At 39.4% G+C, this 25,357-nt stretch carries 22 protein-coding genes and 1 pseudogene; all 23 read left to right on the top strand.

Translation table 11 applies throughout. The annotated features are described in order from the left end of the window. Positions 1–36: 36 nt before the first annotated feature. Positions 37–1,724, top strand: a pseudogene (locus CH362_RS05155) (putative bifunctional diguanylate cyclase/phosphodiesterase). Between the two features lie 166 nt (positions 1,725–1,890). Further along, positions 1,891–2,199 carry an LIMLP_04285 family protein gene (locus tag CH362_RS05150; protein WP_100709303.1) on the top strand — a complete coding sequence of 103 codons (309 nt, stop codon included), beginning with the start codon at positions 1,891–1,893 and terminating at the stop codon, positions 2,197–2,199. 115 nt (positions 2,200–2,314) lie between these two features. Next, positions 2,315–4,309, top strand: coding sequence for a hypothetical protein (locus CH362_RS05145; protein ID WP_100709302.1), 1,995 nt, complete (start codon positions 2,315–2,317; stop codon positions 4,307–4,309). Between the two features lie 103 nt (positions 4,310–4,412). Continuing rightward, positions 4,413–4,988 (top strand): hypothetical protein, encoded by a 576-nt coding sequence (locus CH362_RS05140; protein WP_244280481.1) that lies wholly within the window; start codon positions 4,413–4,415, stop codon positions 4,986–4,988. 33 nt (positions 4,989–5,021) lie between these two features. Further along, on the top strand, positions 5,022–7,967 hold the full coding sequence (locus tag CH362_RS05135) for a TonB-dependent receptor domain-containing protein (protein ID WP_100709300.1): 2,946 nt from the start codon (positions 5,022–5,024) through the stop codon (positions 7,965–7,967). Positions 7,968–8,230: 263 nt separating this feature from the next. Next, positions 8,231–9,043, top strand: coding sequence for a MotA/TolQ/ExbB proton channel family protein (locus tag CH362_RS05130; RefSeq protein WP_100709299.1), 813 nt, complete (start codon positions 8,231–8,233; stop codon positions 9,041–9,043). 33 nt (positions 9,044–9,076) lie between these two features. Continuing rightward, complete coding sequence (locus CH362_RS05125) at positions 9,077–9,496, top strand: ExbD/TolR family protein (protein ID WP_100709298.1); 420 nt, start codon at positions 9,077–9,079, stop codon at positions 9,494–9,496. Between the two features lie 3 nt (positions 9,497–9,499). Next, positions 9,500–9,919: an ExbD/TolR family protein gene (locus tag CH362_RS05120; RefSeq protein WP_100709297.1), complete on the top strand. Its 420-nt coding sequence runs from the start codon at positions 9,500–9,502 to the stop codon at positions 9,917–9,919. Continuing rightward, complete coding sequence (locus tag CH362_RS05115; RefSeq protein ID WP_100709296.1) at positions 9,916–10,509, top strand: energy transducer TonB; 594 nt, start codon at positions 9,916–9,918, stop codon at positions 10,507–10,509. The genes CH362_RS05120 and CH362_RS05115 overlap by 4 nt, the downstream gene beginning before the upstream one ends. Positions 10,510–10,682: 173 nt before the next feature. After that, positions 10,683–12,008, top strand: a complete 1,326-nt coding sequence (locus tag CH362_RS05110) for a spinster family MFS transporter (RefSeq protein WP_100709294.1) — start codon at positions 10,683–10,685, stop codon at positions 12,006–12,008. Positions 12,009–12,218: 210 nt separating this feature from the next. Further along, on the top strand, positions 12,219–13,895 hold the full coding sequence (locus tag CH362_RS05105; RefSeq protein ID WP_100709293.1) for a hypothetical protein: 1,677 nt from the start codon (positions 12,219–12,221) through the stop codon (positions 13,893–13,895). A gap of 21 nt (positions 13,896–13,916) precedes the next feature. Further along, positions 13,917–14,372, top strand: a complete 456-nt coding sequence (locus CH362_RS05100; RefSeq protein ID WP_100709292.1) for an LA_3150 family lipoprotein — start codon at positions 13,917–13,919, stop codon at positions 14,370–14,372. A 174-nt stretch (positions 14,373–14,546) separates the two neighbouring features. Further along, entirely contained in the window at positions 14,547–15,386 is an 840-nt protein-coding gene (locus CH362_RS05095; RefSeq protein ID WP_100707983.1) for a phosphate ABC transporter substrate-binding protein, read from the top strand. Between the two features lie 61 nt (positions 15,387–15,447). After that, the gene (pstC, locus tag CH362_RS05090) at positions 15,448–16,545 is read left to right on the top strand and encodes a phosphate ABC transporter permease subunit PstC (protein ID WP_100709291.1); all 1,098 of its coding nucleotides are present in this window, start codon (positions 15,448–15,450) and stop codon (positions 16,543–16,545) included. A gap of 29 nt (positions 16,546–16,574) precedes the next feature. Further along, positions 16,575–17,519, top strand: coding sequence for a phosphate ABC transporter permease PstA (gene pstA, locus CH362_RS05085; protein ID WP_100709290.1), 945 nt, complete (start codon positions 16,575–16,577; stop codon positions 17,517–17,519). Between the two features lie 34 nt (positions 17,520–17,553). Further along, positions 17,554–18,318, top strand: a complete 765-nt coding sequence (pstB, locus tag CH362_RS05080) for a phosphate ABC transporter ATP-binding protein PstB (protein ID WP_100709289.1) — start codon at positions 17,554–17,556, stop codon at positions 18,316–18,318. 97 nt (positions 18,319–18,415) lie between these two features. Further along, entirely contained in the window at positions 18,416–18,961 is a 546-nt protein-coding gene (locus CH362_RS05075) for a hypothetical protein (protein WP_100709288.1), read from the top strand. Then, positions 18,961–20,037: an ATP-grasp domain-containing protein gene (locus tag CH362_RS05070; protein WP_100709286.1), complete on the top strand. Its 1,077-nt coding sequence runs from the start codon at positions 18,961–18,963 to the stop codon at positions 20,035–20,037. Before CH362_RS05075 ends, CH362_RS05070 begins: the two co-directional genes overlap by 1 nt. Further along, positions 20,034–21,248: an adenylate/guanylate cyclase domain-containing protein gene (locus CH362_RS05065; RefSeq protein WP_100709285.1), complete on the top strand. Its 1,215-nt coding sequence runs from the start codon at positions 20,034–20,036 to the stop codon at positions 21,246–21,248. The genes CH362_RS05070 and CH362_RS05065 overlap by 4 nt, the downstream gene beginning before the upstream one ends. A gap of 58 nt (positions 21,249–21,306) precedes the next feature. Then, positions 21,307–22,716: an MBOAT family O-acyltransferase gene (locus CH362_RS05060; RefSeq protein WP_100709284.1), complete on the top strand. Its 1,410-nt coding sequence runs from the start codon at positions 21,307–21,309 to the stop codon at positions 22,714–22,716. 2 nt (positions 22,717–22,718) lie between these two features. Beyond that, positions 22,719–23,594, top strand: coding sequence for a hypothetical protein (locus CH362_RS05055; protein ID WP_100709283.1), 876 nt, complete (start codon positions 22,719–22,721; stop codon positions 23,592–23,594). Positions 23,595–23,749: 155 nt separating this feature from the next. Then, entirely contained in the window at positions 23,750–24,673 is a 924-nt protein-coding gene (locus tag CH362_RS05050; RefSeq protein ID WP_100709282.1) for a sulfurtransferase, read from the top strand. A gap of 12 nt (positions 24,674–24,685) precedes the next feature. Further along, on the top strand, positions 24,686–25,357 hold a 672-nt coding region (locus CH362_RS05045; RefSeq protein WP_133124479.1), incomplete at its 3' end, for a YeeE/YedE thiosulfate transporter family protein.

The raw sequence follows: 25,357 nt of genomic DNA, 5'->3' as shown, positions 1-25,357 counted from the left end.
AAAACGTATAACGTTCCTATTCCAAGGAAAACCTTAATGAGTCTTAACGGATTAAATTTTTATTCTTATCTTAGTAAGATCCGAATTCTTAAAACCTATTCCAGCAAAATTATGCTGGTTGCTTTTCTCGGGACCCATGTTCCGCTCATCACACTTTTATTATTTTTTGTAATATCTACTGTCCAAGATGCACAAACTGCATTCAAAATTTTAGGAATAGCACTTGTCGCGACTCTTGTGGGAACTGCCGCCACACTTCTTGCATTACATAAACTTTTAGCTCCTGTAATACTTACTTCTAACTCTCTAAATAGATATCTGAGCGTAAGAGAGATCCCAAATCTACCCACAGTATTCCGAGACGAGGCTGGCTCCTTGATGGCGGATACAGTCGCCACAGTTCGTAAATTGGATGAACTCATCCATTATATGGCAAACTATGATGGTCTATCTGGACTACCGAATAGAGATCTATTCTTAGAAAGATTAAGTAATTCTCTGCACGAACTTTCGATGAGAGAAGAAATATTAAGTTTTCCTGTTCTTTCTTTAGAAGCCATTCACTTAAAACAGATACGATCCAATTTAGGTGTGCATATGGGAGATCTATATCTCAGATCATTAGTCCAAAAATTGGAAACAATGCTCGGACCTGAAACTGTTCTTGCAAGAACTGGAGACGGAGAATTCTCCTTCTTCCCCCTACCTTCTTCTTCACAAATTTTAGAAACCGATTCAGAGATCTGGGCGGCAAAAATCCAGAGCAGTACATCTTCTCCTCTAAACGTTGTAGACCAGCAGATATCTTCCGAGATACGAATTGGAATATCAGTTTTTCCTTATGATGGAAAATCTTCCGATCAGCTTTTATGGAAATCGGAAACTGCATTAAACCAAGCGAAACTTTCCGGAACTTCGAAGATCCAAACTTATTCTTCCGAATGGAAAGAAAGAATGAAGGAAAAATACCTTCTCGAAAAAGATCTGAAACTTGCGATCTCTAAAAACCAATTATTCATTCAGTACCAGCCAAGAATAGAAGTCCAAACAGGCAAAAAGATCTCTGCAGAAGCTTTGCTTAGATGGAATCATCCTGAATACGGAGTTATTTCCCCTACTATCTTCATACCAATCGCAGAAGAAAGCGGGATCATTGGAGAGATGGGGGAATGGGTTCTTTCTAAATCTATGGAAGACTTGGGAAATTGGAAAAAGAGAGGACTGCCCCCGATCCGTATCTCAGTAAACTTATCAGCTAAACAATTGGAAGATAAGAATATAGCTAAAAAAGTCCTAGATATCTTAGAGAAAAATAACCTAAGTGTAGAAGATCTGGAACTTGAAATCACAGAATCCAGCCTGATTACTAATATTCAATCTGCCTTGGAAATATGGGAGAATTGCATTCTTGGGGGATTTCCCTTGCTTTGGACGATTTCGGAACAGGATATTCCAGCCTTTCTTATTTAAGTAAAATACCGCTCAAAACCTTAAAAGTAGACCAATCCTTTGTACGCAAAATCCTAACAGACCCAAATTCATTGGCGATTTCCAAAACGATCGTTGCATTGGGAAAAAGTTTAGGACTCCGCATCACTGCTGAAGGTGTAGAAACTGAAATGCAAATGCGCAAGATCAAAGATCTTGGCTGCGACGAAGCGCAGGGATTTTTCCTAAGTAAACCTATTCTTTTAGAAGAATTAGAGAACTTCGTCCAAACGTAAACATTCTTCCTAATACCAGGACTAATCAAGATCAACTAGTCCTTACTCTTTCTCACCTTTTACTTTATTACATTTAATCTGTTTGTAACAGTTCTCATCTTAATCGTATTGCACGAGTATCCATACTTTCCATAAGGAGGATACAGTAAATCGGAAGTATTACATTATGATTACGAGAACTATTATTACAATTTCAATTTTTCTAATATGTTTGGGAACTCTTTCTGCAGACACAGTCACCAATACAAAAACCAAAGAAGTGATTGAGAACGTAAAAACTACACAGACAGAACAAGGTGTAATTGTTGAGTTCGAAGACGGCTCCCGTAGAGGTTTTGACAGAACGTCCGTTACTGTTGAAGCAAAACCTGTAGAGTGGAAACAAAAGGATCAGGAGAATTATCCTGATAAAGAAAGATACACTGACTATGCCATTTTTGGTGGGATCTTCTTAATAATACTACTTTTACCCTAAAGAACCAAAACCTTAACAGGTACGTAATCAAGTCGTAAAGTATTTTATCTAACATAATCCTCGAGGTCGATCGGATTTCGGCCTCTTTTCAGAATGAATAGGAGAAATTCGATCCATGAAATCGTTAAATAAAAAAGTCTCGAAAGTAGTAAGCGCTCTTGCAGTTGCTATTGCTCTTGTTGGCTGTGATTCCGGCGGAGGAAGTAGCGGCGCAGCGCTTGCTCTTGCAGGGTTAGGCGGAGCTGGTTACGAAGCAACCGTCATTATCAATGGGAAGTTAACCCAATCAGGAACTTTTGCAAAAGCAAACTGCGCAGGACAATTCCCTGCAAACTTTGGAACCTTCGCAAAACCTTTGTATGTGAAACTTACTTCTTCCAAGATTGTGTCTGGGGGAACTGACTTCACTGTTGCTTGTGCGAGTGCCGGTGGAAACAACGACGCTGCTGAGTTCAATATCACTACCAGAATCAGCGCTTCCAGCGCAACTATCAAAGGAGAAGTTTTCTCAGTTCCGGATACTACAGTATGTACTGGAAACCCGAACCCTTGCGATAGCGCTTCTAACTATACTGAATTAGTTGGAACTTTTGATATGGCTGTAGCTGTTGACGCAGCCGATCCTACAAGCGTAAGCCAAGTTACTTTCTCAAATGAAACTGGTGTAGTAGATCCGGATGTTGCAGCGTCAAGTGCTGGTCTCCAAATTACTGGTACTTTTGATGGAACAACTCTTGGTTCAAACATTACTTTAATTACTTCCGTAAAAGGTGTATATAGTAACCCGAACGCTACTGTTGGAGAAAACAAGTGTGACTCTATCGGAAATCCTGAGATTATTTCTGGAAATATTTCTAGTAATAAGACATTAGGAGCATTCACTTTATTACGTGGAACGGTAACTGTAACCAACGGAGCAACTATCACAGTTCCTGCAGGTGCGGTGGTCTACGGAGAAAGAGGATCTGCATTGTTCTTTATCGGTGCAAACCTTGTCACCAACGGAACTGCTGCTAACCCTGTATGTTTCACTTCTGCGCAAGCAAGAGGATCCAGATTTCCTGGAGACTGGGGTGGTTTAACCTTTATCGGAAGCGGTAACAACACTAGAACTGCAGCGGCTTTAACTGAAGGAACTTCTCCTCAGTCTTATCCGCTTTCTTCCGGTTCTTCTAGCTCTGTTACTCTCAATTACACCATCAATGAATTTGCTGGTACTGAGGTTGCACCTGGAGACGAATTAAATTCTTACTCACAATACGCGATTAATAACGGAACTTATAATTTCGTTCAAGCTCACCGTGGTTTGGATGACTCCTTCGAATGGTGGGGAGGCGGAAGAGGTGCAAATGCTACTGATGTAGGAACTGCAGCTTCTCCTAACCTAACTGGAACTGGTGGAGCAACTGAGCGTACTTTCAAAGGTAAATTCCTACTTGGAACCGGTGGTATGGATGACGACTTCGATATGGATGAAGGTTTCTCTGGAGCACTGAAATATATTATCGCAGTTAAGTATCCTAAAGTCTGCGGAGGAACTCCTTCTACAGATCCAGGCGGAATGGAAATGGATGGTGTGGACGGAACTACCAAAACTCCTAGCGCAACTGCTGGAGATGAACCTTCCAATCCATTTGTAGACCAATATACCCTAATCGGTGTAAACGAAACTGCAAGTTATGCAGAACGTCATAGAGAAGGAATGAAAGGTCTATTCTTGCATGGTCTTGCTTACGCATTTAAACAAATCATTAAATGCGAAAGCGCTGCAACAAGTGGATCTGGTTATGGAGATTCTACTTCCATCATTGATGGTTTAGTAAGTGATTCTAACCCAGACCAAGTTCAGACTTGCACCCTAACAACTTCTACAGGATCTCGTGATACTTCCTTAACAAGCGCTCCGGTTGCTTCTATCACAACAACCCAAAGTAACTGCGGGTTCTTGGGATTTAAACCGGACCTAAAAACGAATGTATCAGGAAAAACTTCTTGGGGTGGAGCTCCAGATACTGGAACCACTTTGTATGACTTCGACGGAACTACAGTAGTTACTCCTACTGGTGGAAACAGCTGGTATTCTGGCTGGTCTGTTTGGAGAGCTCGTTAATCAAAAACTAAATTGAAATCAAAGACCTCCTCCACTAGAGGAGGTCTTTTTATAAATAGATAAAAAATAAAATTCCGGGAATCGATACAAAATGAAAGGCAGAATGTTTGCTAACTCGCAAATCGTCTTTGCACTTATTATAACTATAATCTTAAGTGATTGCAAAAAGGAATATAAAGGGGATGACCCTGAATATTTTCGTAAAATTGAAGAATCGAAGGCTTACTTAAAGTCTCAGATAAAAGATCGATATGAAATTTCAGATCTAAGCAATAGCAAAGAAGAAGCAATACAAAAGTTTTTAGAAGCTGTTCAGAACGGGCAGTCAGATCGCTATATTTTTACTAAAGATGAATATATCAACATATTCCTCTCTAACTCCATCGATGAGAATACATTATCCAATACAATGCCTTTAGAGCAGACATGGAAATTTACGGATCTTCGCAGATACGTAGCATTAGAGAAAATCCAAAACGTATTCAAAAAACATAAAGGTCAAAATTTCAGAATAGAGACATTGACTTGGAAATATGAAAACCGACCTCTTAGAGTATTAAAAGGACATCGAGTAGGAAACTTGGTAATTAGTTTCGGCAAAGATAAGGTTGAACTTGAAGAAGTGAGACTTGTCATCGAACACCAGGGAAAATTTAAAGTCTGCGTTATTGGATCTTAATCGTTTAAAGAAATATTAAAACTGAATAAAACTATGAAAATAAAACTTCTTACAATTGCTTTATTGATCTTCACTTTTTCCGAGAATGTTCTCGCTCAAGCGACCGGAAAAGTAAGAGGGAAAATCGTGGATGGAGACAATGGTGAAGCCGTATTCGGTGCAACCATTGTCGTTCGTTCTCTTAAAAAATTTGCTAAATCGGATTTTGATGGAGCATACGACTTAGAACTTCCTCTTGGAACTCACGAAGTAGAATTTCAGATGATGGGTTTTGCTGCTCAGAAACGCTCCGTTACGGTCACTCCAGGAAAAGCCCAAGTGATTAACGTCACTTTTGGCCTTCAAACTCTGGAAACTGTAGACGTTAAAGGTAGAGCGTTAAACGACGCCGAATCCGCCCTACTCGCCTTGCAAAAGAAATCATCCTCCGTTTCGGATGGTATTTCAAAAGAAGCCATCAAGAAAAGCCCAGACTCCTCCGCAGGTGAAGTCGTTCGAAGAGTTACAGGTATCACATTAGTAGGTGGTAAATTCGTATTCGTTCGTGGTTTAGGAGAACGTTATTCTAACACAGAATTAAACGATACATTAGTTCCTTCCACTGAACCGGATAAACGAGTCGTTGCATTGGATATATTCCCTTCCGGAGTATTAAAGAACGTTAGGATCATTAAAACATTTATCCCTGAATTGCCTGCTGAATTTTCCGGAGGTCTTGTAAAGATCGAGACCCAAGAATATCCGGAAGAAAAATTACTGACTGTTTCTGTTGGAGCAGGTGGAAACTATAATACAACCGGTCATAAATTCTTAAACATGAACCAAGGGAATATGCTTGGAGGGGTTAACGATAATCAAAAGAATCCTCTTGCAAATGTTCCCAACGTGACTCCGGTAATTCCAGGTTCCATTTTTGGTGGATATGATCCGAGTGTAGTCCAAGCAAGTACCGCAGAATTTAATCAAAAATGGACCCCAGATAAGGGACCTGCTCCTTTCGATAAAAACTTCTCCATCAATTACGGAGACACATTCAAGGTTGGAGCAACTTCAAGAATCGGGATTTTAGTCGGCTCAACTTACAACAGAAATTATAGATTCAGACAAGAAGAATCTAATCGTTATATAGGATCAGCTGCAATTCCATTAACAACTGCAGGTTCTACTTTAAATAAATTGCAAGATCAGAAAGCAGACCTTTATACCGAAGAACGTAACTGGGGAAACAACATGAACCTAGCTTACGAAATCACCAAAGGTCAACAGGTTTTTCTCAAATCCTTATACACGCAGCAAGGAGAAGGAGTTGTCCGTCAATCTGATGGTAACGATTACATCAACTTAGCTCATTTTAAGGCTCAAACAACTCAGTATACTAGCAGCTTGATCCAACACCATACATTAGGCGGAGATCATGCGTTGAATTGGTTCGGAGACCGCGCTCACAAATTCGACTGGAGAGTGAACTACGCTCAAGCGGATAGAGATCAACCGAATCTTCAACAACAAGTATGGAGACAAGGAATCGGCAACCCAAATCCTTACGATATGACAAGATTAGGGGATTCGAATGACGGATCTCGATTCTTCTCCAATACTAGGGATATAACGAAAACTGTAAAATTAAACTATGAAATTCCTTTCGATCAGTGGTCGGGTTTAAAGGCATTATTTAAACTCGGAACTTATATCACATCCCGAGAAAAGGATTTCTCATTCTACTGGTATGGCCAAAAACCGAACACTTCGACTGGATTAGAACGTTATCCTCTACCTGGCGAAGTTTATTCAAACCCGGTTACCTTCTTGGACAACACAAATCAGTTTTCCTTACAATTAGCAGGCCAATCCAACGCGTATACCGCTTCTCAAAAACTACAAGCTTATTATAGCCAAGTGGACTTGCCGATTTTACCAAAACTTAAAGTATTATTTGGAGTGCGTTACGAGGACAGTTACCAAAAAGTAAAAACGTATTACACAGGGAACACAGCAAGTTACCTGAATCTTGATTATGGATGCGGTGTAAACGACGAGACCGTTCGGATCGCACTCGTTCGAAACAATGTTTGCGATCAGTTCAACAACGGGGTCGGAGAACTTAGAACAAAAGACCGTCTTCCTTCCTTGAACGTAAACTGGGAATTAGCAAAGGATCAGATCGTAAGAGCTGCAGTTACCCAAACTTTAACAAGACCGGATTTAAGAGAATTATCTCCTTTCGGGTTTACTCCTTATTATGGAGCGAACACAATATTCGGTAACTCCTCACTACAAAGATCTTATATTCATAACTACGATTTACGTTACGAATACTATCTGAATTCAACAGACTATGTCGGAGTTGGAGCATTCTTTAAACAAATTTCCGATCCTATCGAGATGATCGGCCAACCGGTTGCAGGTGGTATCAGCCAGAAATTCACCTTTGCTAACGCTCAACAAGCTACAATTCGAGGAGTTGAGTTTGATTTTAGAAAAGAATTAACAAGCTGGCTTCGGTTCGAAACCAATATGTTCTTCATTAAATCAAGAGTTGATGTTCTTTCTTGGGAACAGTATATTGCAGTTCAATCCGGAATGGTGGATACTCTATCCAGAGTGGCTTCCTACAATCCGACGAATTTATCCAGACCGTTGCAAGGTCAGTCACCTTTCGTATTTAACTTAAAGTTCGACTTCTACTTAAACGAGAAGAAAACCCAAACTCTCGGGCTTTACTATAACTACTTTGCTGACAGACTTTATGCAGTTGGAGCAAACTATTTACCAGATGCATACGAAAGAGCCGTCGGTTTGACTGACGTTGTTTATACTGCGAAAAGAGGAGATCATTTAGAATTCAAGGTCGCTGCGCAGAATATCTTCGATACTAGATATAGAGTTTATCAGAAGAACGAGTTAACTCATGAGAAAGAACTTTTCTTATCCTATAGAACTGGTGTGAGTTATTCTTTCCAAGCTACTTATAAACTGTAAGAAACTCTCAAAACTCTAAGTTAAACGAAAGCCTTTGGTTCTTGCAAAAGAATCGGAGGCTTTTTAATTTTAAGATCATCAAACTCACAAATCGTATCCTCCCCTCATCCCACTATTACAATCCCGCATCACCCCTCACACTCCCCACCATCCACTCTCCTCTTCTGCTCCCAAACTAACCAACCCGTAACTGCTTCGTAATAAATATGTAACTCAAATCAAGTAAAAATGTCTCATTACTTCTTATGGAGCTTCCGAAAGCTATGCATAATCGATATACTAATCTCTCTCTACGCCAATGGATTGCCATTGCACTTGTAGGAGGATTTGTTCTTACTGCAACTCTACCTACTTTCTCTCAAGATACTGCGCCTACTGACGCAACTAAAACTGAACAAACCACTGCACCTGCAGAACAACCTGCACCGGCTCCTGCTGAAAAAAGTGGGACTTGGGGATTCGTAGACCTGTTCAATAAGGGTGGATGGACAATGTATCCATTGGCTCTTTCTTCTATCATTGCTCTTGCAATCATTTTCGAAAGGATCTACTTCCTTACTACTTCCAAACTTCTTCCTAAAGGTTTTAATATCGATTTAGGAGAGAAGGTAGATGAAAAAGGTTTCGATGGAGCAAAAGAATTCATCGATGCAAACCCTTCTTATAAAATTTCTGATATCTTAAAGAATGGTATCGATGTATCTGCAGGTAACGCTGAAATTTTCGCAAAAGGTATCGAAAGAGAAGCTGCTGAAGTGATCGTAGTTCTTGAAAGAGGACTTGTGATCTTAGCTGCGGTTTCGACCATCGCTCCTTTGATCGGGTTCTTAGGAACAGTTTCGGGTATGATCAACGCATTCGACGCAATCGCAAATGCCGACCAAGTTAACGCGAAAGTGGTAGCGGGTGGTATTAAAGAAGCTCTTATCACCACTGCGGCTGGTTTGATCATCGCAATTCCTGCAATGACTTTCCACCAATACTTGACTTCCAGGATCGACGGATTCACTTCCGAAGTGGAAGAAGCTGCAAACAGAATTTACAAAGAATTCCTGAAACGCAACGCAAGAGCTTAAGTTTAGCTTTTCCATTAATTAGGAATTCGGAATATGATTCAGCTTAAGAAAAAAAGAGGTTTGGAAGAAATTTCAGCCTCTTCCATGTCGGATATCGCGTTTCTTCTACTTGTATTCTTTATGGTGACCGCGGTGTTTTTCGTGAAGGAAGGTCTGAATATCCAGCTTCCCCGCAAAAACTCCAACCCCACCCTTGTTTTAAGAGAGAATATCTACGAGATATTGGTGACTGGCGAAACGATCAAGATGAGGAACAAAGTCCTCGGCACTCGTGATTACAAGGATCTGGCAGAATTCAGAAAAGATCTGAACGATATTGAAATCCCGAATCTCGAAGAAAAAGTCGCTCTGATCAAAACGACCGGCGAAACAAAATACGGAAATATGTTAGATGCTCTTTCTGCAGTGCAGTTAAGAGGATTCAAACAAGTCTCCGTAAAAAGATTAAAATAAGATATGGCACTTAAAAAGAAAAAAGCTTCACCTTCTATTCCGGTCAGCTCCATGGCCGATATCGCCTTTCTTCTTTTGGTATTCTTTATGGTGACCTCGGTCCTTGATACGGATCCGGATCTTCCAATCGCTCTTCCGGATGTTCCCGGAGGAGAGCAGCTTAATAAGAAAATTGCGAATTTATATTTAAGCGCTGATAACGAGAAGTCCATTTACTTTAACCAAGTAAAGATGCCTTTGAACGAAGCGATCAATAACGTTCGTGCCAAACTTGCAACCACTCCCGACCTGAAAGTCCTTATCCATGCGGATAAAGATCTGAGTTATGCAGACCTGGACAATGTTTTCGAACTTTTGAAAGAAGCCGGGGCATTAAAAGTTTCTCTGGTTACTAAAACTACGCAAGGAGGAGGTTTGAAATGAACCAAGTAGTTTCCTCTCCTTCTTCTTCCAAAAAACGTTCAGGCCTTCGCAGGTTTGTTGATCGTTACAGAATGGAAACCTTCTTAGGTTCTTCTGCTGTTCTACAGATCGCGGCTCTTCTTTTCTGGTACACTCCTCCGAATACTTACGATCATCTGGACAAGCTGATCGACGAAGTCGCTTTCGTGGAGAATCTTGTGATCCAGGATCCAAACGTGGGAGAAGCTCCTGACGATGGAGAATTCGAAGTTACTGATACTCTTAAGAAAAAAGAAGATTCCAGGATCGCAGGCGCTCAAGACGCAATCGTTTCAGGTGCTACTGCTCCAGTGGATCTTTCTCCGAACCTTCAACCTGAATATACTAAAGATGCTCAGTCTGCAGGTATTGGTGGAACTCTTACCTTAGAAGTGATCATCGCTGATTCAGGAGAAGTTTTAAGAGTACGTAATATTGGTAAAACCTTAGGATACGGATTAGAAGAATCTGCGATCCAAGCATTTTACAAAAAACGTTACTCTCCTTCCATGTTAGAAGGAAAAGCGATCACTGTAAAAGTTTACGTTCCAGTTCGTTTCTCTCTCTATTGATATAATCTTCTTCTTCCAAATGGAAGAAGAAGATGTTCTAATTTATCACCTAACATCCGTTCATTAATTATATTTTATATATTTATACCAGAACAATCGTTCGAATTATAATTTTATGATTTGCTTTTTCTTCCTAGCCGGGGGTAATTACGGCCCTTGGGAGACACAAAGTGATGGAATCGAACTCGAATCAAGCCAAACATGCATGGAGAATCCTGATCCTTCTATTCTTGGCAAACCTTCTCAACTTTTTTGATCGAACAATCCCTGCAATCATCATAGAACCTATTCGACATGAATGGGACCTAAGTGATCTTCAATTAGGTATAGTAGGATCCGCGTTCACTGTAATCTATGCCATCGCCGGTTTACCTTTAGGAAGACTCGCTGATACTTGGAGCCGTAAAAAGATCATAGGCTGGGGACTTGCAATCTGGAGCGCATTCACTGCTTTGAATGGATATGCTTGGAATTATTTATCTTTTGTTTCTGTTCGTATGGGTGTTGGAATAGGAGAAGCGAGTTACGCGCCTGCTGCAAATTCTCTTATAGGAGATCTTTTTCCTTCTCATAAAAGAGCAAGAGCAGTTGGTATTTTTATGTTAGGCCTTCCTTTGGGGCTCGTACTTGCATTCTTTACAGTCGGAGCAATGGTAAAAGCGTTCGGAACCTGGAGAGCTCCTTTTTTCATAGCGGCCTTGCCTGGAATTCTTCTTTCTATCTTCTTCTTCTTTATCCGAGAACCTGAAAGAGGAGCCGCGGAATCTATACAAATATCTAAAGTCCCACCTACTCAACCGATTAAAAAAGTATTAAGAATTCCTACTATGTGGTGGATCATTTTATCCGGTCTTACATTCAATTTTGCGGCGTATGCAGTGAATAGTTTCCTAGTTTCTTTATTACAAAGATATTATCATTTCACTTTGGTAAAAGCTGCAATCACCACAGGATTTATAGTTGGGATCACTGGTTTAGTTGGCTTAACAGTCGGCGGTTGGATTGCAGATAAGATCCACCAGAAATCGGAAAGAGGTCGCCTTCTATTTGGAGCATTCAATTTGCTCATCTCTGGAATTCTAATCTTTCTTGCATTACTTCAATCAGAAGAGCTGGTTCTATTCTTCTCACTTTTGTTAGGCTTTGGATGGTTACTTTCTTATAATTATTATACCTGCGTTTATCCAGCGATACATGACGTGATCGAACCTAGATTAAGAGCCACTGCAATGGCAATCTATTTTGCGGCTATGTATCTGTTAGGCGGAGCGGCAGGTCCCGCAGTTGTTGGTTGGTTCTCGGATTATTTGACTAAATCTGCGATGTTACGCTCAGGCACGACAGAGATGACAGAACAATTTAAGGCGATTGGTCTTCACGATTCTCTCTTTCTGATCCCAGTTACTGTGCTATTGACTTCCCTATTTGTGTTCCTAGCTTCCAGAAGTTTCACCAAGGATGCGTCTGATATGAAGAGAAGTCTGGAAGGAAAAGCCTAAAAACTAATCATATGTTTAGATTATTTAGTCTTATTTCTGTAACTTAAATGATACCAGTTTTGCACAAAACTTCGCCACAGGAGGCCTGTAACCAAATCATCTCCATACTGTAATCATTTTGTAACTAAAAAAGATCATTCTGTTACCTAAACGTAAAACAGAATTCGCAGGGTAAAAACTCAAGGAAGCGAATCGAAAAGGTAACTCTGAATGAAGCAGAAATCTAAAAATAGAAAGAACTTAGACGGGATTAGATCTAGTTTTCTTATTCTGGGACTATTCATCTATTCTCAGGCGATTTTCTCCCAGGGAACTACACCGGGAACGGAACTTGCACAAGCAGGCGACACTCCTAAAGTGGAAAAACCTAAGCAGGAAGAATTCACTATTTATGAAGATCAGGATGGGCAATTATATACCAAACCTGGTCCAGGTCGTTTTAAAAGTAAGATGGATAAAGCCATCAATAAGAACGAGCCTAAGTTCAATCCTTATCCAAACCATTTCACAAGCAGACCGGACGAACTCCAAAAGGAAAGACTTACCATCACTGGTAGGGTACAATTCAGAGGTATCTCTGCACAGACCGGATCCAATTATAATAACGGTAATGAAGATTTTAATTCTGTGGATTGGAACTTCAGACGTCTTCGTTTAGGATTACAATACCAAGGTAATTCCTGGTGGGGAATGGCTCTGAACTTAAGGGGAGAGAACATGTTGAATGCTCCTTATATTACCCAAACTAAGAATTCCACTGGAGAAGTGACTAATGTTTCCTTAAGAGAAGGAAGAGGTTATATCCAAGAAGCATTCCTTTTTGTAAACATTCCTATCTTGGGAGCAAGATTGAGCTTCGGCCAATTGCCTACTCAATTCCACAGAGAATATCTGATGTCTTCTGCGAACTTCATTGCATTAGAACGTTCTTATATGACAAACGCTTATCCTCAGTTCGATATGGGTGTGAACCTAAGACTTTCTCCTTTAAAAGATTTTTTTGAAGGAAAATACGAAAAATATCTGACCATCGATCTTATGGCCGGTAACGGACATGGTGGTGGTGGTGACTACGGAACTGGTAGACGCCAAGATCTAACTGTTGCAGGTAGACCGAATCAACCTATCCTGAATTCTCCTTTATATTTTGCGAGACTTCAATGGAACGTTTTGGGTGGTTTGGTGAAAGAAAACGGTAGTAATGTAGGCTGGCAGGAAGGAGAAGAGATCTTCCAAAAAGATCTAAAAATTTCCTTAGGTGCTGCTACAATGCAAACCAAGAACGTAAGCTTTAGTTCTGGCCCTGCTTCTTCCCTTGCTGTGGATGGTGCGATCCCAAGAGGAGCTCCTACTCAGTATCTTCTTACTACTCAAACCACTGCTGATAATAGTACTGCTGATTGTACTGTTCCAAGCTACCAAACCAGCTATTGCCAAAAAAATCTGGACCTAAGAGGTTATACCTACGACGGAACTATGAGTTGGAACGGTTTCTACCTAAGTGGAGCTTATACAACTTATACCGGCGCGGCATCCAACAGTCTTTCAGGATGGCAGGCAACAGTAGGATATAATATCCAAATATTCGATAAATATTATATTATGCCTGTTTTCAGATATGATTTCCTAAAAGGAGATTTCAATCGTAACGGTAAGATAGAAGATAACGATCTTAAAAAATATTACTGGGTCGGTTTAAATCTTTTCGGAGACAAACATCTATTTAAAGCACAATTATTCTATCAAATCCCAGTTCTGAAATTGGGGATAGATCCTGTGACCAGAGAACCTGAAACGATCAATAACCAAACTGTTTACTTCCAGCTTCAGGCAACTTTCTGGACCGGAATGGTTACACCGGACCAACTAAACTCCAGGTTAGATTAAGAAGAGGAGAAAGTAAATATTATGAAATCTAAACTTAAATTCATACTTCCACTTTTGGGACTTTTAGCAATTTCTTGCTCTTCCAATACAAAGGAAGATTCTGCACTATTGGGAGCCTTGATTGGAACTCCTGATGACGGAAACAATTCCATCGTAGTAGTAGAGGTTGCAGGAAATTTCACTGACTATACGGGAGAATGTTACGATCATTTCACCGTTTTGGGAGTTTCTAATTCTACGATCTCTCCGACCAACTATTATCTTTATGTAATGTTTGGACATTCTCTGGATACAGAACTTAGGAAATCTGCCCTTTCTACTTCTACTTGCAGCAGCTTGGGTTTCTTGGGTTCAGGAATTCCTACAAACGCGAGTCCAGTGAATTTTAGATATTATACCTGTGATCCAAACCTGGGGCAAGCCGGAGGAGATTGTGGGAAGAAGATTAAGACAGCAGTAGGATTTCCTACCAACTAACATTAAAAAGCCCTTGTGTACTTTCTTGCAGCAAGGGCTTATTTTCGTAGAATGCGTTAAAATGCCAAATCTACGCAGCAGAACAGAGTGTATCAGGATTGTAATATTCGAGAAATCCGTTCGTAACGGTTCTCATTTATGATTCAAAAATATTTCAGGAGAAATATCAAACAGATGAAAAAGATAGGTTTAAGACTTATTGTCTTATTAGCATTCGCTCTTTCTTCATTTTCCGTATCCGGGGAAGAGAAAAAGACAATCACAATAAAAGGATCCGATACGATGGTTATCCTGGTTCAAAAATGGACCGAAACCTTCCCGGATAAATCCGTTCAATTCCAAGTTACAGGAGGAGGATCCGGAACTGGGATCGCAGCTCTGATCAACGGAACTACAGATATTTGTTCTGCTTCTCGCCCTCTCAAACCTCAAGAAATCCAGCAATTAAAGGAAAAATATAATTCCAATGGTGTGGAAATCAAGGTTGCAATCGACGGTATTTCTCTTTATGTAAACAAAAAGAATCCAGTCGCAAAACTTTCTCTGGAAGAAATCCGTAAAATTTTCACAGGAAAGATCACTAATTGGAAAGAAGTTGGCGGAGAAGATCATAAAATCGTACTTTATAGCCGCGAGAATAACTCCGGAACTTACGAGTATTTCAAAGAACATGCTTTGGAAAAACAAGACTTTGATCCTTCTGCACAACATATGGTAGGAACTGCAGCACTAGTTAACGCAATCTCCAAAGACAAATGGGGAATCGGTTACGGTGGAGCAGCTTACGCTTCCGGAGTTAAAGACGTTGCAGTTTCTGCAGACGCAAACTCTAAAGCGGAACTTCCAACTGAAGCGAACATTTTGACCAATAAATATCCAATCTCCAGATATCTATATTTTTATCTGAGAGAAGCACCTAAAGACCAAACTAAAAAGTTTATCGATTGGGTGATTGGAAAAGACGGACAAAAAGTAGTGAAGGACGTAGGTTACTTCCCTCTTAAGAAAAAGTAATATTGTGTGATCGGCTCCCGGGAACGGGGGCCGTTCTTAAATCCAGAATTCGGAATATTCAATGAGCAAACTCGATCCTCTGCTGAGATATCTATTACATCCGAGCAGAAGAAAAATAGACGTTTTCGCGGAAACCTTAGTAAAAGGAACCGCTGCAACTTCCATCCTTATCATTCTTCTTATTTTTTTCTTCGTCTTTAGAGAAGCTTCTTCCTTATTCTTCTCAGATTCTCCGCAAGCCACCTCTACTATACAAAGCTCCGGAGCGCCATCGGAATATAATCCTGACTCCAGCTCGGATGCACCTACGGCACAGGCTCCTACGGAATATAATCCCGATGGAGATACTTTAGAATTAAATAAACCTGTTGCTGTTGCTGCTCCAGAACCTGAAAAACTTTCTCTTTTCGAAAATCTTTTCAGCAAAATATGGCAGCCGGTATCTTCTGTTCCTAAGTTTGGTATTCTACCTTTGATCGTAGGAACTGCAAAAACTACAATTATAGCGATTCTACTCGGAGCGCCTTTAGCTATTTTAGCTGCTTTGAATATTACGTTTTTTGTACCTGCAAGAGTAAGAGAGATAGTAAAACCAGCAATTGAAATGCTTGCAAACTTCCCTTCCGTTGTGATCGGATTTTTCTGTTTAATGGATGTTGCTACTTTAGTAAAGGCAACCTTCGACATAGATTTCAGATTGAACGCTTTGACTGGAGGGATCGGTCTTGCTATCGCAGTCACTCCTATCATATTTACTGTGGCAGAAGACGCATTAAGCACAGTGCCTCAATCTTATAGACAAGCTTCTTTAGCATTAGGCGCTACTGAATGGCAAACCGCTTATAGAGTTATGCTTCCTGCAGCATTGCCTGGCGTATTTGCAGCAGTACTTTTAGGCATAGGAAGAGCCTTTGGAGAGACAATGATCGCTCTTATGGCTACTGGAAATGCCCCAATGATGAGCTTCGGTATTTTTGATCCGAGTAGGACATTTGCCGCCACGATCGGTGCGGAAATGGGAGAAGTTATCTGGGGATCGGAACATTATAATATTCTGTTTTTCCTAGGAGTTCTTCTTTTCCTATTCACTTTTTCCTTGAACGCAATCACTGAGCTGTATGTTAAAAAACGGCTTATGAAAAAGTTCCAAGGCTCCTAACCTAAACAAACAAGATTTGGTAAACCTCTTTGAAATGGAAAAAAGTTAGACTTAAAAAAAGAAGAGTCATAAAAGATAAAATTTATTCCATATTAGCTCTCGGTGCTCCTATGCTTGCTACAGGACTCATTTTATCGGCCGTCCTTCTCATGCTTGGAAATATATTCTATAAGGGAATTTCAGGTATTAGCTGGGAATTTCTGACGGAAGCACCAAGGAATAATAACTTAGAAGGCGGGATATTTCCTGCAATCTATGGAACAGTATATCTAGTTTTTATAATGATCTTATTTAGCATTCCGATTGGGACTGCTACTGGGATCTTTCTTTCTGAATATACTGCAAGAGATTCTAAGTTTGCAATGACCGTCAGATTTGCGATCAATACTCTCGCAGGAGTTCCTTCCATTGTATTTGGTCTATTCGGTGTAGGATTTTTTATCCAATTTCTCGGAAAGGGAATGGATTATGTTGCAAGTAATACTACTCCTGTTTGGGGAAAACCAGCTCTGATCTGGGCCGCAGCAACTCTTGCGATCCTTACCTTACCCGTAGTCATTATCTCGGTAGAAGAAACTATGAGAAGTATTCCGAGAGAAATGAGAGAATCCAGCCTCGCGTTAGGCGCAACCAAATGGCAAACCATTTGGAAATTGATCCTACCAAATTCTCTAACTGGAATCTTAACAGGAGCAATTCTTGCAATCGGAAGAGGAGCAGGAGAAGTGGCTCCTATCTTATTCGTAGGAGTTGTGTATTCCTTACCGGAATTACCTTCTCACCTTTCAGATCAGTTCATGCAATTAGGTTACCATTTATTCGTATTGGCAACTCAATCGCCTGATGTGGACGCAGCAATGCCGAAACAATATGCTACCACAGTGGTATTATTAACTCTTACCTTCGGGATGAGTTTTTTCGCTACATTTTTAAGATACAGAATCAGGAAGTCCAGGGGTAAGGCCCATGTATAACGTTTTTATTGGAGATGCGAGGAGTTAATCGCAGATGAAAGATACAAAAGTAAAAATAAAATCCCGCCATTTCAATTTTTTCTACGGTGAAAACCAAGCGTTGCATGATATCTCTTTAGAAATCAATGCAAAGAAGGTCACTGCGTTCATCGGACCTTCTGGTTGTGGTAAATCCACTTTTTTAAGATCAATCAATCGTATGAACGACGTGATCGACAGTTCTAAAGTGAATGGTAAACTGGAAATAGATGGGATCAATATTTATGATCCTCTCATGAACGTTGTGGAACTTAGAAAAAGGGTCGGAATGGTTTTCCAAAAGTCCTTCCCTTTTCCTAAATCTATTTATGAGAATATCGCTTACGGTTTAAAACTGAACGGCGGTGTCTCTAAAGACGAGATGGACCATATTGTCGAAGAAAGTTTGAGAAAATCCGCACTTTGGAAAGAAGTTAAGGACAGATTGAACGATAGCGCTCTTGGACTTTCCGGCGGACAACAGCAAAGGTTATGTATTGCAAGAGCAATCGCAATGAATCCAGAAGTGATCTTAATGGATGAACCTTGTTCAGCATTGGATCCAATCTCTACTAAAAAGGTAGAAGAGTTTATCTCTGAATTTAAGGATTCTTATACCATCGTGATCGTGACACATAATATGCAGCAAGCTGCAAGGGTAAGCGATTATACCGGCTTCTTCTATATGGGTCGCTTAGTGGAATTCGATACGACTAAAAAGATGTTCCATGATCCTTCCAAAAAGGAAACGGAAGATTATATTTCTGGAAAATTCGGCTGATATCAAACCGAATATTCCTTTCAGAAACGCCTGCTTATGCAGGCGTTTTTTTATTCTACTCTGTAACCTGAGCTCTTAACTATCGAAGTTTCCCTCGATGAGGCAGACAAAATCAGACTTAACCGATTCCCTCGAGATCCTTTTTTCGAGATTTGCAGACTTATTATATAGGATCTCTGAAAGAAATTATACTCGTCCATTACATCTATTGTCCGGAGCAAGCATTGGCAAACAAGTCCGACATTGTTTGGAATTTGCGGAAGCTTTATTGAACGGTTATGACGCGGGATTCGTTTCTTATGACCAAAGGGAAAGAAATCCTCTTTATGAAAATTCTCCTAAAGAAGCAGCAAATCGTCTTTTAGAATTAATAAAGGAATTCGAACAAAAAAATTGGGAAGGAGAAGTCCAAGTATCTTATCTAGTTCATACTTCTTCCGGGCTGGAGAATGTGGTAAGTTCTTCTTGGGAAAGAGAATTACTTTATGTGCAAGAACATACCATCCATCATGAAGCAATTATCCGAGTTGCTCTCGAACATGATCTTGGGTTCGAAGATATTCCTGAAAGTTTTGGTTTTGCGATTTCTACATTACAATATAATGCAAATAAGCTGATACTTTCTTGGGATCCGGTTATCTAATGTTAGAAACTCAAACAGAACAGGATCTTCTTAGGAAATCAGATCCAATGGAGTTCTGGCCTACTTGGAAATTGTATCTACCTCTAATACCGTATATAGCATTCGAATCAATTCGGTCCATTCGATCCGGATCATTTTCTTCTTTAGGATTTGGAACGATCGCTTCAGCAAATCCAGGAATTCCTCTCGGTGGACTTGTAGGAGAATCTAAATTTAAAATTTTACAACAATTAGATCCTAAAAACATACTAAAATTCTTTTTAGTTCCTAAAGGATCCAAAGATGTACATTCTATTTTAGAAAAAATGAATTCTCTTGGATTAGAATTTCCGGTTATACTCAAACCTGATTCAGGACAAAGAGGCCAAGGTGTCCGAAAAATTTTAAGCCCGAAACATTTGGAAGAATGTTTGCTGGAATCAAATGTAGATCTACTCATCCAAGAATTCCATCCAGGGCCATTTGAAGTTGGGGTTTTTTATTATAGATATCCAAACGAAACCAAAGGTAGGATATTTTCAATCACCAGAAAAGTATTTCCGAAGATCGTTGGAAATGGGATCTCTACTCTTTCTCAATTGGTGGAGAATCATCCCAGATTTAAAATACAGAAAGAAACATTTCAAAAAAGATTTTCAGATTCTTGGGAGAAGGTCCCTAAATTAGGAGAAACTATCTGCCTTTCAGAGGCCGGAAACCATTGCCAGGGAACCTTATTCTTGGATGGTTCAGAATGGATCACTCCTGAATTAGAAAATAAGATCCATGAGATCTCTTCTTCTTTTAAAGGTTTTTATTTCGGAAGATACGATATTAGATTCTCTTCCCTCAATGATTTTTTAGAAGGAAAAGATCTGCATATAGTGGAATTGAATGGAGTTACTTCCGAATCTACGAATATTTACGACCCCAGATTTTCGCGGGGAGAAAGATATTCCATACTATTCTCCCAATGGAAGATATTATTCGACATTTCCAGGCAATCCAAATCTAAGGGAGCCGGCCTTTTTTCTATTTTAAAAGCATTGAAAGATTTTTACTTCGGGAACAGAATCGTCCCCGATCTTTCTATATGAAACAGAAACTTATCCAGCTTATTTACCTAATTTTCGGGGATCCTAAAAGAAATTCCTTAGAGCATAGATTATTCAACGCAATTTCCTTAGTAAACGGAAGTTTAAATATATTAGGCTCCATCTTCGAAGAGACAACCGAATATTCTCATAGAGTCATTATACTGAACCTGATCTCCGGTGTTATTCTGCTTATTATGTATTATTTTTCCAGATTTAAGAACATTTATTATGTTCTTTTCTGGCCTTTAAATCTAACGATACTTGTATATTTATCTTCTCTTTGGTTTTTACATGGAGGTTCCAATGGAGGAAATCATTATTATTTCATTCCTGCATTGGTGATCGCCACTATTCTTTTAAAAAATCATAATATATTATTCATTTATGGATTCTACGCGTTTGTCACTGGCTTCTTATATATATTCGAATATTTATATCCAAACTTCATTGTTCCTCAAAAGGATAGAGACTCAGAATATATGGATCTGGGGGGAAATTATATCTTCGTACAGATCCTTACAGGGATATTGATCTTTATACTTAGCAGAAACTTAAATATAGAGAGAAAAAAGTCAGACAACCTACTTAGGAACATTCTACCTGAATCAATTGCAGATGAATTGAAAATGAACGATACTGTCCAACCAAAACGTTATGATAGCGTTACAGTATTATTCACCGATATGGCTGGTTTCACTCAAATCGCAGAAAAAATGAGCCCGGAGGAACTCGTGAAGGAACTCCACTTTTTCTTTGCAGAATTCGATAAGATCGCCAAAAAATACGGCTTGGAGAAGATCAAGACGATCGGAGATGCCTATATGGCCGTTGCTGGACTTCCTACACCAAATAATACTCATGCAAGAGATGCAGTTTTCTGTGGATTGGAATTCCAACAATTCATGAAAAAGCAGAAGGAAGAAAGGCAAAGTTTAGGCCTTCCTACCTGGGAACTACGTTTGGGTATCCATACCGGCAGCGTGGTGGCAGGAGTGATCGGCACTGAAAAATTTGCATATGATATCTGGGGAGATACAGTCAACACTGCAAGCCGTATGGAAAGCTCAGGAGTCGCTGGAGAAGTAAATATCTCCTTAGACACATTCCATTTTGTGAGAGAGGATTTTATTTGCGAGTCAAGGGGATTGATAAAAGCTAAGAACAAGGGAGAGATCGAAATGTTTTTAGTTAAGGAAGCCAGAGAAGTATAATAGGTTCTTGACCTAAAGGTCACAGGAAAGAATTTAAACCAGTCAGATTTTCTTTCCCATGAATTTTAATAGTTTTGGATTTTTCATATTCTTACTGATCACCTTTACTCTCTACTACCTACCTTTTCTAAAAAGATTTCAACTTCTGACGGTAGTCGGAGCAAGTTTTTATTTTTACGCATATACTGATCCTTGGTTACTCATATTACTTTTGTTCTCTATCTTCTGGAACGCGAGTATCGTTTACCTGATCCAAACCCCCAATTTCAAATCTAAAAAAGCTGTCTTAGCATTAGGTGTAGTCCTAAACTTAAGTGTATTATTTTTCTTTAAATATAGTGGTCTATTTGCCAAAACTTTCTTAGGCAATTCAGGGGCCTCAGACCTACATTGGATTTTTCTAATACCACTTCCGATCGGTATTTCTTTTTATACCTTTCATGGAATCAGCATGGTAGTGGATTTTTACAGGATCGGTCCTGAAATTTTCAAGGAGAAGGTCCCCTACCCTAAACTAATTCTTCAATCTTCTCTATATATTAATTTTTTCCCTCAGCTGGTAGCTGGTCCTATCGTTAAGGCGAAAGAATTTTTTCCTCAGATAAAAACAAAAGATTTCAAGGATATTCCTTGGATTGCAGCGGCGAAAATCCTGATCTTAGGATATTTTTTAAAAACGGTAATCGCAGATAATCTGAATGATCTTACATTTGTTATCGATTTTCCTTATAATGCACATCATTCCACTCTCACTTTAATACTTTTGATCTTCGGATATTCTGCCCAGATCTTTGCTGACTTTGCAGGTTATTCTTTGATTGCGATTGGAACTGCATTTTTATTCGGATATAGACTTCCTACCAATTTCAATTTTCCTTATATATCTTCTAACTTCTCTGAATTCTGGAGAAGATGGCATATTTCTCTTTCTACCTGGCTCAGAGATTATTTGTATATTCCTTTGGGTGGAAATAGAAAAGGAAATTTCAGGACTTATATAAATCTATTTTTGGTCATGGCTTTAGGTGGACTTTGGCACGGAGCAGAATGGAGATATATGGTTTGGGGAATCGGCCACGGACTTTTATTACTTGTAGAAAGATTTTTAGATCAGAATTTTCCATTTAAACTTCCTGAAAATCGTTTCTTTTCCTTTATAAAGGCTGGGTTTGTGTTTCTGAATGTCTCACTTCTCTGGCTATTATTCCGTTTGCCTGATTTCCAAACTGCGGTTAAGTATCTAAAATTATTAGGCACAAATTTAAGTTTGGGAACTGATTGGGAACTTTGCACATTCTTAATATTCTTTTCGATCCCTGTGTTCTTCTATCATTTTTATGGATGGTATAAAGAGAAATATCCGGAAGAAACAACAGAAAATGTTTCGACGATAGGTTATGCATTCCTTCTATTTATGATCGTTCTAAACAAGGGGCCTTCTGCCGCGTTTATTTATTTTCAGTTTTAATTATGAAATTTTTTATCAGACTCATTACATTCTTTCTGTTTTTCTTAGGATTATATTCCGGTTTTGTATATTTTCTTTCTCCTCAGAAAATACCAAAACAGAGTTGGTGGCAGCATAACAGAGTTAGAGTAGAAAGTTTTTTAACAGAAGGAAAAGATTCCAAATATGTGATCGTTGGATCTTCTATGTCGGATAGAATGTTACCAAAGTCCGACTCGGGTTGGTTCAATCTTTCCTTAGTGGGAGAAGGTGCATTAACAGGATTATCTATATTAAAAAATTCAGATACTTCTCCTAAATTTGTTTTGATAGAAGTGAACCAACTTTCGGTAAAAGAAAATGAAAAATTCTCCCAAGAGAATACTGATCCTTTTTTCGTTTTCACCAGAAGGAATTTCCCTGTTCTTAGATCTGAAAAACAACCTTTGAATTATGCAGTCGGATTTGTGACCCAATTTACGGATCGATTTTTTGCAGCAGAAGCAAAACCGGAACCAAAGGGAGAAAAAGAATCTCTCGAAATTTCCAAAAGACTAAAGGAAGAACATCTACAAGAAGTAAGACGTTGGTATGGCGCTGCCGTAGAACAAAAAAAATTGAATGATAGAATGATCTATCTTTCTTCTGTTCTGAAAGAATTAGAAGCAAAGGGAGTCAGGCCTATATTTTTCGAAATGCCAATGCATCCTGAAATTCTGGTCTCCGCGAAAGAAACCAGAACCAGAGAAACTGTTCAGAAAAATTTTCCTTCTTCTCAATATCTTTGGTTTATTGATAACAAAGATATCTACGAAGACAGCGATGCACTTCACCTGGCCTATCCGGAAGCGGACAGATTTTTCTCTAAACTGAAAGAATACGCGGAATCCTTGCAGTAAGGAGTTCCTTCCACCCTTCTACCTAGCCCCACCATTTAATTCCATTGCGTTATATTAAATATATTGTTCAATATAACGGATTTTTTCCGTCATTTGGGATAGTAATATTTGTAGCTTCCAGACCTCGACAAAATATAAGACAAGAGGTAAATAAAATGAGAAAGTTCGTATCTGTTTTATTCTTACTGTTTCTTCTCGCCGGATCTTTCGGCTTACAGGCATCCCCCGAAGATTCTCTGGTGGATACGGAATGGTTAAGCAAAAATTTGGAAAACCCAAAGATCCGTCTCATCGAAGTGAGTGTGGATCCGGGTGTATATGAAAAAGGACATATCAAGGGTGCGATAAATTTCCGTTGGCATACGGACCTTGTGGATCAACCCAGAAGAGATATCGTGTCTAAGGAAAAATTCAAGGAGCTTGTTTCCAAAGCAGGGATCGATAACGATTCCACAGTTGTGTTATATGGAGATAATAATAACTGGTTCGCTACTTGGGGAGCTTGGATTTTTCATTACTACGGACATAAGGACGTAAAAATTTTAAACGGAGGAAGAAAGAAATGGGAATTGGAAAAAAGACCATTAGCTTCCGAAACTCCGAACCCTACCGCAACCGCATATAAGATCTCTGGTGAAAATAAAAAGTTGAGAGCAAAACTCCCTGATGTTCTCAAAGCGGTTGAATCCAAAAACAAAACTGTATTATTAGATATTCGTTCTCCTGATGAATTCAGCGGAAAAGTTATCGCACCTCAAGGTATCCAAGAGTTAGCGATCCGCGCTGGGCATGTTCCTGGAGCGGTCAATCTTCCTTGGGCAAAAGCAGTAAACCAAGATGATGGAACTTTTAAACCAGTAGCAGAATTAAAAAAACTTTATTCAGAAGCTGGAGTAGACGGCTCTAAACCAGTAATCGTATATTGCAGAATAGGAGAAAGATCCAGCCACTCTTGGTTCGTTCTATCAAAACTCCTAGGCTACGAAGCAAAACAATACGACGGTTCCTGGACTGAATATGGAAATTCTGTAGGAGTTCCAATAGACAATCCTTCCGGCAGTGTCTGGACAGGAAAATAAAAGAAGAGGCGAATGTCAGAAGATATTTCCCTGTTCAAAAACGGAGAATGGAAACGTTATCTAGGCTTTGGCATAGTTTCCATTCTTCTATTTTATATTTCATATTATTTGAATGAGAAGGAAGGATACGGAAGAGATTTTTCCTTCAGTGTTTTAGCGGGCGGATCTTTAGGATTCCTGATGCAAAGAACCCGTTTTTGTTTTTTCTGTAATTTTAAGGATTTCCTAATTAAAAAAGAAAGTACCGGTCTTATTGGGATCTTAACCGCTTTAGCAGTTTCAACTATCGGATACTCAATAGTTTTTGGAGCCTGGATCCCTGATCCTAATGCAGGTTATCTTCCTCCTAATGCGTTTATTTCTCCAGTGCATATACATCTTCTTCTGGGAGGACTTGCATTCGGATTCGGAATGTCCTTATCAGGTTCCTGCATCAGCGGTCATCTATATAGAATAGGAGAAGGTTCATTTTCCTCCTGGTTTGCACTCTTAGGAAGCGGGATCGGTTTTATTCTAGGTTTTTTAAGTTGGAATTTTATATATATACAATGGGTCTCTGAAGCAAATACGATCTGGATCCCTAAATATTTAGGATATGGACTTTCTACATTTTTAATATTAGGAATCCTTTTCTTTTTAGCAGTGTGGATCTCTAAAAAAGGAAAAGATCCCGACACATTTCGC

The sequence above is a fragment of the Leptospira saintgironsiae genome, assembly GCF_002811765.1.
Taxonomy (GTDB): Bacteria; Spirochaetota; Leptospiria; order Leptospirales; family Leptospiraceae; genus Leptospira_B; species Leptospira_B saintgironsiae.
The sequence above is the reverse complement of the archived record's forward strand: the minus strand, read 5'-3'. Positions and strand labels throughout refer to the sequence as shown.